Source organism: Bradyrhizobium sp. (assembly GCF_035309285.1).
Classification (GTDB): domain Bacteria; phylum Pseudomonadota; class Alphaproteobacteria; order Rhizobiales; family Xanthobacteraceae; genus Bradyrhizobium.
Genome location: NZ_DATGFH010000064.1, coordinates 20,601 through 34,292, shown reverse-complemented (window position 1 = coordinate 34,292; position 13,692 = coordinate 20,601). Strand labels below are relative to the sequence as shown.

The following is a 13,692-nucleotide window of genomic DNA, read 5'->3' as shown; positions in this document are numbered from 1 at the left end:
ATTATTTCCTGCACGAACCCAAGCCCGAACCTGAGAGCGCGCCATGCTGCTGATGCAGGTCATCGTCGGTGGTCTCCTGCTCGGGGCCATCTACGCCCTGTTCTCGGCAGGGCTGACCCTGATCTGGGGGATGATGAACTTCATCAATTTCGCGCATGGCGAGTTCGTAATGCTCGGAATGTATGTCGCGCTTGTCGTGGTCACCTCGCTCGGCGGCGGGCCCACGGTGTTCAGCTTTCTCGCCGCCGGCGCGCTCGCCACGATCGGGATCTTCATTTACTTCGCGCTGATCCGCCATGTGATCCGCGGGCCGATGATGGCGCAGATCCTCTCGACCTTCGGGCTTGCGCTGCTGCTCCGTTACACCGCGTTCTACGTGTTCTCCGCCAACATCGTGTCGCTGCCGCAAGATACCTTCGGCATCTACAATATCGGCGGGATCCTGGTGCCGGGCGCCCAGCTCCTGGCGGGCCTGGTCGCGATCGTGCTCACCGTTGCGCTGCATCTGCTCTTGACGCGTACCTTTGTCGGCAGCCGGCTGCTGGCGGTCGCCGAGGACCGCAATGCCGCGATGCTGATGGGCATCCGCCCGGATCGCATGCAGGCGCTGGCCTGGGGTCTCGCTGCGGCGAGCGCCGGCATCGCCGGCTCCTTGATGGCGATGTCCTATCCGTGGTCGCCGTCGGTTGGCGAAACATTTGGGCTGACCGCGTTCGTGGTGGTGACGCTCGGCGGCTTCGGCAGCGTGCCCGGCGCGCTCTATGCCGGCTTGATCATCGGGCTCTTGCAGGCGCTGTCGGCCTATTGGCTCGGTCCGATCTACAAGGATATCGTGGTCTACGCGCTGTTCGCCGCGCTACTGTGGCTTCGCCCGCAGGGTCTCATGGGCAAGATCTAGGCATGACGTTCCCACGTAAAATTGGCGAGACGCGAGCGGTTCACCTCTCCCCTTGTGGGAGAGGTCGGGTTGCATCGCTAGATGCAATCCGGGTGAGGGGTTCGGCTCTCTCGTGGGACCTGCGGCCCCTCACCCGGCGCGGAGCCTGTCATCGGGCCGCGCTTCGCGCGGACCCGTTGGCGCCGACCTCTCCCCATCGGGGAGAGGTGATACCGTCGTGCGGCTTGATTGGAGCAGAAAGCAACCGCCTTAGGGGGAACGCGTGAAGATCACCATCCCCGCCCTTTTGGCTTTGCTGATCCTCTTTCCCTTCGTTCTCAACGATCCCTTCTATCAAGACATCGGCGTCGCCGTGCTGCTGGCGGCGATCTCCGCCTCGGCCTGGAACATCGTCGGCGGCTATGCCGGCCAGGTCTCGGTCGGTCATGGCATGTTCTTCGGCATCGGTGCCTATGTGCCGCTGCTCGTCTATCAGCATGGCCTGTGGCCGCCGGTGATCGGCGTCCCTATCGCGATGGGGCTGAGCGTGATCCTGGCCGCTGCAATCGGCTATCCGACCTTTCGCCTGCGCGGCCATTATTTCAGCATGGCCACGATCGCGGTCGCCGAACTGATCCGCATCTATGTCGGCACCGTGGATTATCTCGGCGCGGCCATCGGATTGCAGGGGCCTGCGGTGGGCCGCGGCTGGTGGGACCTCACGTTCCGCGGCGAGTTGCCTTACTACTACATCTTCCTCGGCGTGCTCGCGGTGGTGCTTTACATTACCTTCGAGGTGCAGCGCAGCCGCTTCGGCTCCTACCTGCGCTCGATTCGCGCCAATGAGCGCGCCGCTGCGAGCCTCGGCGTGCCGGTGCGGCAGACCAAGCTGAAAGCGTTGATGCTGAGCGCAGCCTTCACCTCGGTCGCGGGCTCGCTCTATTCGATCAAGACCGGCTTCATCGATCCCGAGAGCGGTTTTGGCCTGCTCGTCTCCGTGCAGATGCTGATCACGGCTGCGCTCGGCGGCGCCGGCACGCTGTTTGGGCCCCTGGTCGGCGCGCTGATCCTGGTGCCGTTGCAGGCCGCAACCAACACCTGGTTCGGCGGCGGCGGCTCCGGCCTCACCTATATCCTCTATGGCGGCATCATCGTTCTGCTGGCGCGCTTCGAGCCGGGCGGGCTTTACGAGTTCTGGCATCACCTCTCGATCCGCTGGAGGGCGCGCCATGCTGCTTGAAGCCAAGGGTGTGTCGCGGGCGTTCGGCAGCTTCTTTGCCGTGCGCAATGCCGATCTCACCGTCAACGAGGGCGAGATCATCGGTTTGATCGGTCCGAACGGCGCGGGCAAGTCGACCTTCTTCAATTGCCTCGCCGGCGACGTCGTGCCGACCGCGGGCACGGTCAGCTTCGACGGTGTCGACCTCACCCGTGCCTCGCCCGATGTTCACGCCCGCGCGGGAATCGGTCGCACCTTCCAGGTGCCGGCGACGTTCGAGGACATGAGCGTGCTGGAAAATGTCGAGGTCGGCGCTTACCTGCGTCACGCGCATCGCTCCGATGCGCGCAGGCGGGCGCTCGAGGTGCTGGAGATCACGGGCCTGTCGAATGTCCGGCATCAGCGCGCGCGTATTCTCGGCACGCCGGGCCGCAAGCGGCTGGAGATCGCGCGCGTGCTCGCGCTTCAGCCGCGGCTGATGCTGCTCGACGAGGCGCTGGCGGGGTTGACACCCGTCGAGATCCGGCGTGCTGTCGAATTGCTGCGCACCATCCACGGCATGGGCATCACGCTTGTCATTGTCGAGCACATCATGGAGGTGATCATGACGCTCGCCGCGCGCGTGATCGTGTTCAACCAGGGCCACGTGATCGCGCAGGGCAAGCCGGAGGATGTCGTCAAGGACGAGGGCGTGATCGAGGCCTATCTCGGCCGCAATCACGGCAAGCGCAGGGGACGGGCCTGATGGAGCGCTTGAGCATCCGCCATCTCGAGGTGCGCTATGGCGATTTGATCGGGGTCGCCGACGTCTCGCTCGACGTGCCGCTCGGCTCGGTCGTGGCGCTGGTCGGCTCCAACGGCGCCGGCAAGACCACGACGCTGAATGCGATCGCGGGCCTGGTGTCGCCGTCGGGTGGCGCCATCGAATGGCAGGGGCAGGCGATCATCCGGCAGCCTGCTTATGCCATCGTGAGCAAGGGGCTCGCGCTGTCGCCCGAAGGCTGGCAGCTCTTCGTGTCGCAGACGGTCGAGCAGAATCTTCGCCTCGGCACCACGTCGCTCAGGGATCGCTCGCGCGCGGCGGCTTTGTTCGAGCGCGTCTATGCGCTGTTTCCGCGGCTGAAGGAGCGGCGCAACCAGCTCGCCGGCACGCTCTCGGGCGGCGAGCGGCAGATGCTCGCGGTCGGCCGCGCGCTGATGAGTGAGCCGAAACTCCTGATGCTGGACGAGCCGAGCCTCGGCCTGGCGCCGGCGGTGGTGGAAACGCTCTATGAGACGCTGCACCGCCTGCACGACGAAGGCCTGACGCTCCTGCTCGCCGAGCAGTCGTTGGAGCTCGCCTTCGACATCGCCGACTATGCTTATGTCTTGCAGACCGGCCGGACAGTGCTTGAAGGCAAGCCTTCGGAGCTCGAACAGAACGCGCAGGTTCAGGAGATCTATCTCGGCATCAAGAGCGGTGATGCTGGTGTCGGAAATGGAGCGAAGGCATGACCCGCACAAGCAGCCGGTCAAGGTCGTGGCCGATGGTCGCCTTGCAGTCGGCGACAAGGGCACGCTGCCGCTCGACGGCACGCCCATCACAGGGTGTGGGACGTCGAAGGCGTCGGTCATGACGGGGACAAGATGCTGACCTCGCCCTGCGGGCTTGCCGCCTTGTTCCATCTTCCGGGCTGTCCCGCGCAGCAATAGTACCGGCTGAAACTATCCCGCGCGCATTCGCGGCAGGTTGACGGGCGCCCCGCCAAGCGCGGCGCGGCGATCCACGACCGCGTGATGAAACTGCTCCAGCACGAGGTGATAAGCCGCAAGATCGGATTCGTCGATCGCGCCATCGTCGTAGCAATCAAGTGTCTCACGCAAGATCTCGTCGGCCTCGCGTTGCAGCGCGTCGAGCTCCTCGATGGTATCGATCCGCCGCGCCCGCGCGATCGCATCCACGAGCTTCTCGCGGTGCAGGATGTTGAGCTTGCGCTCGTCGCGGCGGATGAAGTGGCGCAGCGCGGCCGTCGCCGAACCCAGGATCGAGAACAACAGCACCACGCCCCAGATGTAGTCGCTGTATTTGTCCATAAAGGTGCGTTCGGTGCCGTCGATATAGGCGGCGGCTCCTGGATGGGCGGGCAGCGCCGCGTCCTTGTCGGTATCGGGCTTCTCGATCTTGGATGCGGCTTTAACCTCGCGTGCAAGTTCAGGCTTTGCCGTAAAGATCTGCCGCGCCAGCGCGCCGACCGTCGTCTCCGACAAGGATTTCGGCGCCACGATCAGATGATCGACGCCGATCGTTTCCACCTTGTCGTCCGGGCGGGCCGGCGAGGTGGTGATCGAGCCGCCCGGGATCTCCTCGGACTCATAGAGCGGATGCCGCGCCGCAATCGCCTCCGACACGTCGACCGGCAGGAAGGTCGGCTCGCCGCGCAGCCGCGCGGTGCCGACGATCGCCTCCGAGACCAGCTTGCTCTCGATCGGACCCACGACCGCGAAGCCGCTGAGGGAGGCGTCCTTCAGCATGTCGTTGATCTGCGAGGGGCCAAATTGCACGACCTCGACCTTGTCGGGATCGACGCCCGACTCCTTCAGGATGACGCGGAACATCCTGGCGTTCACATCCGTCCGGTCGACCACGCCGACGCGATGACCAGGCAGGTCGCTGATCGACTTGACCTTCGACTTGGCGCCCCTGCGCGGGGTGCCCTTCGGCGCTCCGGCCGTCCAGAGCACGACGACATTCTTGCGCAGGATCGCGACCGCTTCGGTTCCCTCAGGCATCTCCTCGTCGGCGCGCGCCACCGCGAGTCCGGCATTGCCGTTAGCGAGTTCCTTGATGCTGTCGACGGGACCTGCGGTCGTCGTCACGGAAAGCCGGACCCCGTTGCCCTCGCGCGCGAAATTCTGCGCCAGGCCCTGGATGATCTGCGCGTCGTCGCTGCCCGCAGGCCCGACGGCGATTTTCAAGGTGACCGGACGCAGCAGGACGAAGGCGACGCCCACCGTGACGGCAAACAGCAGCAAGCCGGCGGCGACCACCAGAAGCACGGAACTCTGTCTCTTGCGGGCGCGAGGTGGAGATTGAGTCCCACCGGTCAAATCGCCTGAATTCGCCATCGTCCTGCCTTCAGAAAAGTCGGGGCGTCAGCGGGCCACAGGATAGCACGCCTTCGCTTCAATTTCCCCACCAGACGGTCCAAATTTCGACGCCGACTCAGGGCATGCTGGAACCCTATCGAATCGGGGCTCGGCGGAGTTCGATCTCAGGAGTATCGGTCATGGGCGCGTATCCGCTGGCAAAGGGTAATGCCCTTCACCCATCGCGTTTTGGGGACGATGACGGTTTCGATACCGATATCGATCACGACGTCATCAGGCTATTGGAAGAAAATGCGCGGCTGCGCGCGCTGGTCACGCAGCTCTCCACGCTCGTGCTGAAGCACGTCGCCGAGCAGAAATAGCGGGGGCGGCAAAGGCCGACTTGGCCGCAACGCTCTGTTGCGCGGTCGGGGCGAGAGGCCGCGAGCCACTGGCGATCGGGCCTCCGCTCTGCTATGAGCGGGCCGTCGGTCCCGTAGCTCAGCTGGATAGAGCGGCGGTTTCCTAAACCGTAGGTCGCATGTTCGAGTCATGCCGGGATCGCCACTTCAATTTTAAAGGGCGAGCAGAGCCGGGTAGCCCGACGCGTACTCTGTGCCGTGTCGGGCGCCTGCGGTGCGGAACGAGTCAAGCATGTCCCGTGGAGACAGAACCATCTCGGCAGCTTGCCGCTGCGGCAAGGTCAGGCTGGAGATATCAGGCGCGCCGATCCTGCGCGGCCTCTGCTATTGCACAAGCTGCCAGGAGGTCGGTCGGCGGCTTCAGGCGCTGCCGGGCGCCGACGAAGTTCTCGGTAGAGATGGTGGCACCGACTACGTCCTTTATCGGAAGGACCGCGCGCGTTGCGTGAGCGGCAGCGAGCATCTGGAAGAGCACCGGCTCAAACCCGAATCGCCAACCCGGCGCATGAATGCGCGATGTTGCAACACGGCCATGTTCCTCGATTTCACGAGGGGGCATTGGCTCACAGTCTATCGCAACCGCGTTCCCGGCGGCTTACCGCAGCCGACCATGCGGATGATGACCGCGGAGCGGCCCAACGGCGTCGATCTGCCGGAAGACATGGCCAACTATCGCGGTCTCTCCGGCAAGTTCATGCTGAAATTGCTGCTGGCGTGGCTGGCGATGGGTTTTCGCAGGCCCGCGATCGAAGGCGTGCCCTGAGGATTGCCTCGCGCCGCTGGACGTTGGCGACGCTTCTTCCGCGCGCCCACGCGCCTAGCCCGCATGCGCGGTCTTGCCACCATCGATCACGAACTGTCCGCCGGTGGTGTAGGGATGGTCGTCGGAGGCAAGCGTCACCGCGAACGCCGCAATTTCCTCCGCTGTTGCGACGCGCTGCAGGCCCGGCACATGGGTCTTGGCCCATTGCGAGACCGCCACGTGCCAGACCGCGTCGGGCGCATTCTCCATGCCGGCGAGGCGACGGATGAACGGCGTCTCCGTGGTGCCCGGGATCAGCGCGTTGACGCGGATGCCGTGCTGCGCATAGTCCAGCGCCGCGGCCTGGACGAGCCCCACGAGGCCACGCTTCGCCGCCGAATAGGCCGAGCGCTTTGCCGTCGTGGCAATCGCATTCGAGGACGACGTCACCAGGATCGAGCCGCCGCGCTCGAGCATGTGCGGAATCTCGTACTTCATCGACAGGAACACGCCGCGCAAATCCGTGTTGATGACGTCGTCCCACTCGTTCGCCGCATAGTCATGCAGCGGCTTTTCGATGGAGATGCCGGCATTGTTGAAAGCGACATCGAGCTGCCCGTAGGTCTCGATGCTGTGGTCGATCAGCGCCTTCACCTCGCTCTCGTTGCGCACGTCGGCGCGGATGAAGATCGCGCTGCCGCCGTTTTCGCGGATCTGATCCTCGACCTGCTTGCCCCGCTCGATGTTGCGGCCGCAGAACGCGACCTTGCCGCCCTCGGCCGCAAACATCAGCGAGGCGGCGCGGCCGATGCCGCTGGTGCCGCCGGTTACCAGCACGACCTTGTTCTCGAAGCGGCGCTTGCCGCTGGGTTTCTGCTGCGGCAGCGTCGCCGCCTGCCCCAGCGCGACGCCGCCGGCAAGGCCGCCCACCGCGCCGGCAACGATCCCGAGCGCCGCGCCGCCGACCAGATGACGGCGCTTTACGCCGCTTGGCGCGGTGTTATCCTGAGTATCCGGCACGTATCATCTCCCGAAACGCGAGGGCGAAGAGGATAATCTTAACAATGTTAAGTCTACAATAGGCGCGATCTAAACAGTGTCAAGTTAAGAATGGCGAAAAAGGCGACGATGCTTGCGCGCGACAAACGGAACCGTGCTCCCTCGGAGGCGGAGAGCGGATATCATCACGGCGACCTGCAGGAGGCGTTGATCGCCGCGACCGAGGAGATTCTGGCCGAGCAGGGTGCGGAGGGTTTCACGCTGCGGGAGGCCGCGCGCCGCGCCGGCGTGTCGCCGGCCGCACCAGCGCATCATTTCGGCAACGCGCCGGGGCTTCTGACGGAAGTCGCGATCCGCGGCTATGACGCGCTCGGAGCCGCGCTGAAGCAGGCGGCGGCGAAGAAGGGCACCGATCACCAGAAGCTGCAGGCCCAGGGCCTCGCCTATGTCGACTTCGCGCTGACCTATCCCGGCCGGTTCCAGATGATGTTCTCGAACAAGCGGCTGGTCGCCGACGACGAGCGTTTGCGTCAGTCGATCAAGGCGGCGCATCGCGAGTTCGAGATTGTCGTGGAAGAATTGGCGTCGCATCCGCCCGGCATGACGGCGAAACAGGCGAAGGTCGCCGCCACGGTGGCCTGGTCCACGGTGCACGGTTTTGCCAAGCTGGCGCTGGAAGGAAAGTTCGGGGCCTTCGGCGAGGGCCGGCGCGAGATCATGGCGACGCTGCGCCAGGTGCTCGAATATCTCTGGCCCACCAAATCGGCATGATGCGATGAAAGAGGCTGAACCACTCAAGATTGAGGTTGGTAGCGCGGGTGCAGTCTCCGCGCTGCTGACGCGGCCGCAGCACGCGCGCGCGGGCTTCGTGTTCGCCCATGGCGCGGGCGCCGGCATGACGCATGCGTTCATGGCGGCGGTCGCTTCAGGCCTCGCCGAGCGCGGCATTGCGACGCTGCGCTACCAGTTTCCTTACATGGAGAAGGGCAGCAAGCGGCCCGACCCGCCCGGTATCGCGCATGCCGCCGTCCGTGCAGCGGTCGCGGCCGCCGCGCAATATTATCCCGGCTTGCCGCTTGTCGCCGGCGGCAAATCCTTTGGCGCGCGCATGACGTCGCAAGCGCAAGCCAAGGCGCCGCTCGATGGCGTGCAGGGGCTCGCTTTCTTCGGCTTTCCGCTGCACCCTGCCGGAAAACCCTCCAGCGAGCGTGCCGATCATCTCGCCGGCGTGAAAGTCCCGATGCTGTTCTTGCAGGGCACGGGCGACAAGCTCGCCGGGCTCGATCTGCTCAAGCCCGTTATCAAGAAGCTCGGCGCGCGCGCCACGCTGCACCTGATCGAAGGCGCCGATCATTCCTTTCACGTGCCGGCGCGCTCCGGGCGCAAGGACAGCGACGTGATGACGGAAATGCTGGATACGTTCGTCGCGTGGTGCGATACGATCAACTCCAAATAAGAAGAGGAGAACGCGGTGAGCGTCGATGTCATCAAGAACAATGTGAAGGTCTGCATGTTCGACCAGTACGGCACGGTGGTCGACATGCAGGGCGGGCTGGTGGCGATCGCCACCCCCTTTCTGAAGGCGAAGGGCTGGAACGGCAATCCCAATTCCTTCGTCACCTGGTGGCGCCGCACCCATTTCGAAAATTCAATGATTGATGCGCTCCTGCATCGCGAGCACACGCCCTATCGCGAGATCGGCCATCGCGCGGTCGCCCATGTCATGGATCGCGCCGGCATCCGCTATACGAAGGACGAGGTACGCACGCTCGTCGGCGAGATCGAGAAGCTGAAGCCGTTTCCGGAAGTACCGGCGGCGCTAGCGAAGCTTCACACGAGGTACAAGCTCGTCGTGCTCTCCAACGGCGACCCCGATATGCTGGAGACGGCGAAGCAGTATCACAAGATAACCTTCGATCGCGTCATCTCGGTCGCGGAAGCCGGTTCGTTCAAGCCGCATGTTGCGACCTACACCAAGGCGGCCGAACTGCTCGGGCTAAAAATGGATCAGATCCTGTTCGTCGCCAATCACGCCTTCGATTGTATCGGCGCGAAATCGGCAGGCATGCGCGCCGCCTTCATCGACCGCCGCTCGCGTCCGTTTGAGGAAACGCCGTATCCGCCGGACATCCTGGTGCCGACCATGAAGGATCTGGCCGACGCGATCGTTTGAGTCACATTCGTTCGCCGTCGGATCTTGTCGCGCAGGCGACGCCGTGCGCATTTGATCCGAATCAATTGACGAAAAAGTCGGCATGCAACTTGGCGCCTGCTGCGGCGCGTGCAATGGTCGCGCCGCAAAACGGAACTACTGGAGAATAGTGCATGCTTCACGTGACGGAACAGACAGTGGCGGAGGAGCCCGCGCGGTGGACCGGCGAGAGCGCGGGCGCCATCTATCGGCTGCCGTTCAATGATCTCCTGTTCCGCGCGCACTCCCTGCACCGGCAGCGCTTCGATCCCAATCGCGTGCAATTGAGCCGCCTTCTCAACATCAAGACCGGGGGCTGTCCCGAGGATTGTGGCTATTGCAGTCAGTCGTCGCATCACGCGACCGGACTTGCCGCCTCGAAGCTGATGGACGTTGAAACGATCGTTGCCGAAGCGCGCAAGGCGAAGGCCGGCGGCGCTACGCGTTACTGCATGGGTGCGGCATGGCGCAATCCGAAACCGCGCGACATGGATGCCATCGTGGAGATCGTCGGCGCCGTGAAGGCGCTGGGGCTCGAGACTTGCATGACCTTGGGTATGCTTGATTGCGAGCAGGCCGATCGTTTGGGCGCGGCCGGTCTCGACTATTACAACCACAACATCGATACGTCCGAGCGGTATTATCCCAGGGTGACTTCGACCCGGACCTTCGCGGATCGGCTGGATACGCTGGAGAATGTCCGGCAGTCCGGAATGAAAGTGTGCTGTGGCGGCATCCTCGGTATGGGCGAGAGCGAGGAAGATCGCATCGCTATGCTGGTCACGCTGGCCAATCTGCCGGAGCCGCCGGAGAGCGTGCCGATCAACATGCTGATTCCCATCCCGGGCACGCCGTTGGCTGCCTCCGATCCAATCGGTCCGATCGAGTTCGTCCGCGTCGTCGCGCTTGCGCGGATCATGATGCCAACGTCGTTTGTTCGGCTTTCCGCAGGGCGTTCGGCGATGACCGACGAGATGCAGGCGCTGTGCTTCTTTGCCGGCGCGAATTCGATCTTCGTCGGCGACACCCTGCTGACTGCCGGCAATCCCGGCGACGCGGCCGACGGCAAGCTGTTCGGTCGCCTCGGCTTGCGACCGCTCTGAGTGGAAGACGTCGATCAAGCCGTTCCCGGCGAACCATAGATCCTGTCGCGCAGGCGGCGCATGCCGGAAAGCCAGCGGTCGCGGTTCGAGGCCTTGCGTTCCAAGTAGCCCTGTACGGTCGGATGCGACAGGATCAGGAAGCGCTCCTCTTCCATCGCCTCGATCACGATGCGCGCGACTTCGTGAGGCTGCAGCACACCGTCGACCCGTGCCGCGCTCGGCCCCGGGGTCGTCATGCCAGTCTGCACCGATTGCGGGCACAGCACGGAAACGCGGATGCCGCGATCGCCGTACTGGATCGCGAGATGCTCGGCGAGCGCGATTGCCGCATTCTTGGTGACGCCGTAAGGCATCGAGTTGAGCGAGGCGAGCAGTCCGGCGGCGGACGCGGTGTTGACGAGATAGCCGGAGCCGCGCGCCAGCATCTTGGGCACCAGGGCGCGCGCCGCGAAAACGTGGCTCATCACATGCACGCGCCAGCTCACATCCCAGTCGGCGTCGGAGGCGGTTTCCTGGCCCTTGCGCGACAAGCCGGCGTTGGAGAAGAAAACGTCGATCGCGCCATATTTGGCTTCGGCTGCGGCGATCAGCGCCTTGATATCTTCCTCCTGGCCGACATCGGCGGTGACGGCGAGGCCATCGATGTCACCCGCGACTTCGGCAAGATGCGCGCGCGTGGTCTTGAGATCGGCAACCACCACGCCGCGGGCGCCCGCTTGCGCAAAGGCGCGCGCGGTCGCTTCGCCAATGCCGCTGGCGCCGCCGGTGACGACGCAGACCTTGTCCCTGATGTGCATGTTCGGTTTCCGCCCTTCGTCTTATCCTGCTTTGTAGAGTCCCTTGTCCCGCGCCTTCTGCATCGCAAGCCCAGCGATCAGATCGAGCATCGGCGTCGATAGCCCCGCGGCGCGAGCGAACGCCGCCGGCGCGCGCACCAGGACGTCGATCTCCATGGCGCGGCCGAGTTCGTAGTCCTGCAGGATCGAGGGCTTGTGCTCCGGCGCTGGTCCCGACCGCGTCACGCGCTTGACGGTGGGAATGCAGCTTTGAGCAATGGCATTGGCTTCATCGAGCAGGCGCGGGATCACCTGCTGCAGCGCCGGCTCGTCGCGCACCGCGCGCGCCGTCTGTCCGGTCAAAAGGCAGAGTACCGACATCGACATGTTGGTGAGGAGCTTTGCCCAGATCGTCTCGCGGATCTGCGGGGGCGGTGCGGAAGCGATCGAGGCGCCTTCGAGCACCGCGCGCAGCTTCGCGATGCGGTCGCTGGCGCGGTCGTCGCATTCGCCGACCACGAGCATGTTGCGGTCCGGCGAGAGGTTTGCGACCACCCCGGGCTCGATCACTTCGTTCGACGAGAAGATCACGCCGCCCATGATGCGCTCCCTCGGGATCGCGGCACGCAATGCGCCGCCGGGATCGAGGAAGGAAAGATCGGGCGTGGCGGGATGATCGGCCGATAGGCCGATATCGTACCACCAGGGAATGCCGTTCTGGGCGAAGACGACGGGCGTGTCGTCGCGCAGCAGCGGCCTGAGACCACTCGCAAGGCTCGCGACGCTGGTCGCCTTCAATGTCGAGATGACGAGGTCCTGCGGTCCCAGCGCGGCCGGATCGGCGGACGCACTCACCTTCGCGTTAAATCTTGCGTCGCCGACGCGCAGCGTGAGGCCGCGCGATTTCACCGCTTCCAGATGCGGCCCGCGCATCACGCAGGAAACCTCGTGACCGGCGAGCGCCAGACGCACCGCAAAGTGGCTGCCGACGGCGCCTGCGCCGAAAATGCATATCCGCATCGTGTGGATGTCCTGTCAGGGGTAGTAGGATCGCGCCAGTTTCCGATAGACTTGCGCAAGGCGCAACCGCTCGTGTCACGCGCACAGGGAGGACCACCTATGATCACCGCCATCGTCCGCTTCAAGCTGCCGGCCGATATCGATGCCGCCAAGGCGGCGGAGCTCTTTCGTGGCTCGGCGCCGAAATATCAGGGGCTCAATGGGCTGGTGCGCAAATATTACCTGTTCGATGCCGAAAGCCGCACCGGTGGTGGCTGCTATCTCTGGGAGAGCCGCGAGGCCGCCGAGCGCGTCTATAATTCCGAATGGCGCAGGATGATCGCCGAGCGCTATGGCAGCCCACCCGAGATCAGCTTCTTCGAGACGCCTGTCGTCGTCGACAATTCGCTCGGCAAGACCACACTGGACGCCGCGGAATAGCATTCGTCCGCGAAGGAAACATTCATGTCAAATCCCGTCTTGTGGGACCTCGACGCGCGCGGGGTCGCAACCGTCACGTTGAACCGTCCCGAGGTCAACAACGCCTATGACGCCGGCCTGATCCATGGCGTGCTGGCGGCCATGGACGAGCTCGGCAAGAAGCCGCAGCTCCGCGTCGTGGTGCTGAAAGGCAATGGCCGGCATTTCCAGGCCGGCGCGGATTTGAAATGGATCAATGCGGTGCGGCCGAAATCGGCGGATGAAAACGAGACGGTGTCGCGTGCCACCTTCGAGGCGGTGCAACGGCTCAACTGCCTGCCGATCCCGACGGTGGCGCTGGTGCAGGGCGGCTGCTTCGGCGGCGGCACCGGCATCGTCTCCGCTTGCGATGTGGTGATCGCGGCCGACAATGCGCTGTTCTCAATCACCGAGGTGCGCTGGGGCCTGACGGCCGCGATCATCATCCCGCAGCTCTGCGATTCCATCGGCGTGCGCCAGGTGCGCCGCTATGCGCTCACCGGTGAGCGCTTTGGCGCGGAAGAGGCGCGACGCATTGGGCTGGTTCATGAGGTCGTGCCGCTGGCCGAGCTGGAAACAGCCGGCGCCAGAATGGTCGATCAATTGCTCGCGAACGGCCCGGTGGCGCTTGCTGAAACCAAGGCGCTCGCCATGGAAAGTTCGTTCGGCGGCATGGCCGTCGACGATACCGCTTATGCGCGGCTCGTGAAGATGCACGCGGCCAAACGGCAGACCAAGGAAGCCTCTGAAGGGCTGGCGTCATTCGCCGAAAAGCGCGCCGCGAATTGGGGGAAGGCTTGATTTTTCGCAGCGCGGTTGCCCTTGGCGTGGCAGCCAAA

General features: G+C 64.6%; 17 protein-coding genes and 1 tRNA gene. 14 read left to right on the top strand and 4 right to left on the bottom strand.

From position 1 onward, the window contains the following. Nucleotides 1–43 precede the first annotated feature (43 nt). The 5 genes from VKR55_RS12900 (at nt 44) to VKR55_RS12880 (ending at nt 3,729) form a co-directional block, all read left to right on the top strand. On the top strand, nt 44–898 hold the full coding sequence (locus VKR55_RS12900; RefSeq protein WP_324403775.1) for a branched-chain amino acid ABC transporter permease: 855 nt from the start codon (nt 44–46) through the stop codon (nt 896–898). A 262-nt stretch (nt 899–1,160) separates the two neighbouring features. Next, nucleotides 1,161–2,117, top strand: coding sequence for a branched-chain amino acid ABC transporter permease (locus tag VKR55_RS12895; RefSeq protein ID WP_324403773.1), 957 nt, complete (start codon nt 1,161–1,163; stop codon nt 2,115–2,117). Further along, on the top strand, nt 2,107–2,841 hold the full coding sequence (locus tag VKR55_RS12890; protein WP_324403772.1) for an ABC transporter ATP-binding protein: 735 nt from the start codon (nt 2,107–2,109) through the stop codon (nt 2,839–2,841). The genes VKR55_RS12895 and VKR55_RS12890 overlap by 11 nt, the downstream gene beginning before the upstream one ends. Next, nucleotides 2,841–3,590: an ABC transporter ATP-binding protein gene (locus tag VKR55_RS12885; protein WP_324403770.1), complete on the top strand. Its 750-nt coding sequence runs from the start codon at nt 2,841–2,843 to the stop codon at nt 3,588–3,590. The genes VKR55_RS12890 and VKR55_RS12885 overlap by 1 nt, the downstream gene beginning before the upstream one ends. Then, nucleotides 3,574–3,729: a hypothetical protein gene (locus VKR55_RS12880; protein WP_324403767.1), complete on the top strand. Its 156-nt coding sequence runs from the start codon at nt 3,574–3,576 to the stop codon at nt 3,727–3,729. Before VKR55_RS12885 ends, VKR55_RS12880 begins: the two co-directional genes overlap by 17 nt. A gap of 71 nt (nt 3,730–3,800) precedes the next feature. Here the strand turns inward: VKR55_RS12880 and VKR55_RS12870 are convergent, their stop codons facing one another. Next, a complete protein-coding gene (locus tag VKR55_RS12870; protein ID WP_324403766.1) occupies nt 3,801–5,132 on the bottom strand; it encodes a TAXI family TRAP transporter solute-binding subunit in 1,332 nt (443 codons plus the stop codon). Between the two features lie 230 nt (nt 5,133–5,362). Between VKR55_RS12870 and VKR55_RS12865 the strand changes: the two genes are divergently transcribed. The 3 genes from VKR55_RS12865 to VKR55_RS12855 all read left to right on the top strand — a co-directional run bounded on the left by VKR55_RS12865 (nt 5,363) and on the right by VKR55_RS12855 (nt 6,347). Next, nucleotides 5,363–5,545 (top strand): hypothetical protein, encoded by a 183-nt coding sequence (locus VKR55_RS12865; protein ID WP_324403764.1) that lies wholly within the window; start codon nt 5,363–5,365, stop codon nt 5,543–5,545. A 107-nt stretch (nt 5,546–5,652) separates the two neighbouring features. Further along, nucleotides 5,653–5,729, top strand: a tRNA-Arg gene (locus VKR55_RS12860). Between the two features lie 87 nt (nt 5,730–5,816). Then, a complete protein-coding gene (locus VKR55_RS12855; protein ID WP_324403762.1) occupies nt 5,817–6,347 on the top strand; it encodes a GFA family protein in 531 nt (176 codons plus the stop codon). 54 nt (nt 6,348–6,401) lie between these two features. Here the strand turns inward: VKR55_RS12855 and VKR55_RS12850 are convergent, their stop codons facing one another. Then, a complete protein-coding gene (locus VKR55_RS12850) occupies nt 6,402–7,346 on the bottom strand; it encodes an SDR family NAD(P)-dependent oxidoreductase (RefSeq protein ID WP_324403760.1) in 945 nt (314 codons plus the stop codon). A 90-nt stretch (nt 7,347–7,436) separates the two neighbouring features. Here VKR55_RS12850 and VKR55_RS12845 point away from each other — a divergent pair, with 90 nt between their 5' ends. From VKR55_RS12845 to bioB, 4 genes are all read left to right on the top strand, one after another. Further along, the gene (locus VKR55_RS12845; RefSeq protein ID WP_324403758.1) at nt 7,437–8,096 is read left to right on the top strand and encodes a TetR/AcrR family transcriptional regulator; all 660 of its coding nucleotides are present in this window, start codon (nt 7,437–7,439) and stop codon (nt 8,094–8,096) included. Between the two features lie 4 nt (nt 8,097–8,100). Further along, on the top strand, nt 8,101–8,781 hold the full coding sequence (locus VKR55_RS12840) for an alpha/beta hydrolase family protein (protein ID WP_324403756.1): 681 nt from the start codon (nt 8,101–8,103) through the stop codon (nt 8,779–8,781). Nucleotides 8,782–8,796: 15 nt separating this feature from the next. Continuing rightward, a complete protein-coding gene (locus VKR55_RS12835; RefSeq protein WP_324403754.1) occupies nt 8,797–9,498 on the top strand; it encodes a haloacid dehalogenase type II in 702 nt (233 codons plus the stop codon). A 152-nt stretch (nt 9,499–9,650) separates the two neighbouring features. Beyond that, nucleotides 9,651–10,619: a biotin synthase BioB gene (gene bioB / locus VKR55_RS12830; protein WP_324403751.1), complete on the top strand. Its 969-nt coding sequence runs from the start codon at nt 9,651–9,653 to the stop codon at nt 10,617–10,619. Nucleotides 10,620–10,633: 14 nt separating this feature from the next. Here bioB and VKR55_RS12825 read toward each other — a convergent pair whose 3' ends face one another. Beyond that, nucleotides 10,634–11,416 carry an SDR family oxidoreductase gene (locus VKR55_RS12825; protein ID WP_324403749.1) on the bottom strand — a complete coding sequence of 261 codons (783 nt, stop codon included), beginning with the start codon at nt 11,414–11,416 and terminating at the stop codon, nt 10,634–10,636. A gap of 21 nt (nt 11,417–11,437) precedes the next feature. Then, a complete protein-coding gene (locus VKR55_RS12820; RefSeq protein WP_324403747.1) occupies nt 11,438–12,415 on the bottom strand; it encodes a 2-dehydropantoate 2-reductase in 978 nt (325 codons plus the stop codon). Between the two features lie 99 nt (nt 12,416–12,514). Between VKR55_RS12820 and VKR55_RS12815 the strand changes: the two genes are divergently transcribed. Together VKR55_RS12815 and VKR55_RS12810 are read left to right on the top strand one after the other, a co-directional pair. Further along, nucleotides 12,515–12,835 carry a monooxygenase gene (locus VKR55_RS12815; RefSeq protein WP_324403745.1) on the top strand — a complete coding sequence of 107 codons (321 nt, stop codon included), beginning with the start codon at nt 12,515–12,517 and terminating at the stop codon, nt 12,833–12,835. A gap of 24 nt (nt 12,836–12,859) precedes the next feature. Then, nucleotides 12,860–13,654 (top strand): enoyl-CoA hydratase-related protein, encoded by a 795-nt coding sequence (locus VKR55_RS12810; RefSeq protein ID WP_324403743.1) that lies wholly within the window; start codon nt 12,860–12,862, stop codon nt 13,652–13,654. Nucleotides 13,655–13,692: the final 38 nt, after the last annotated feature.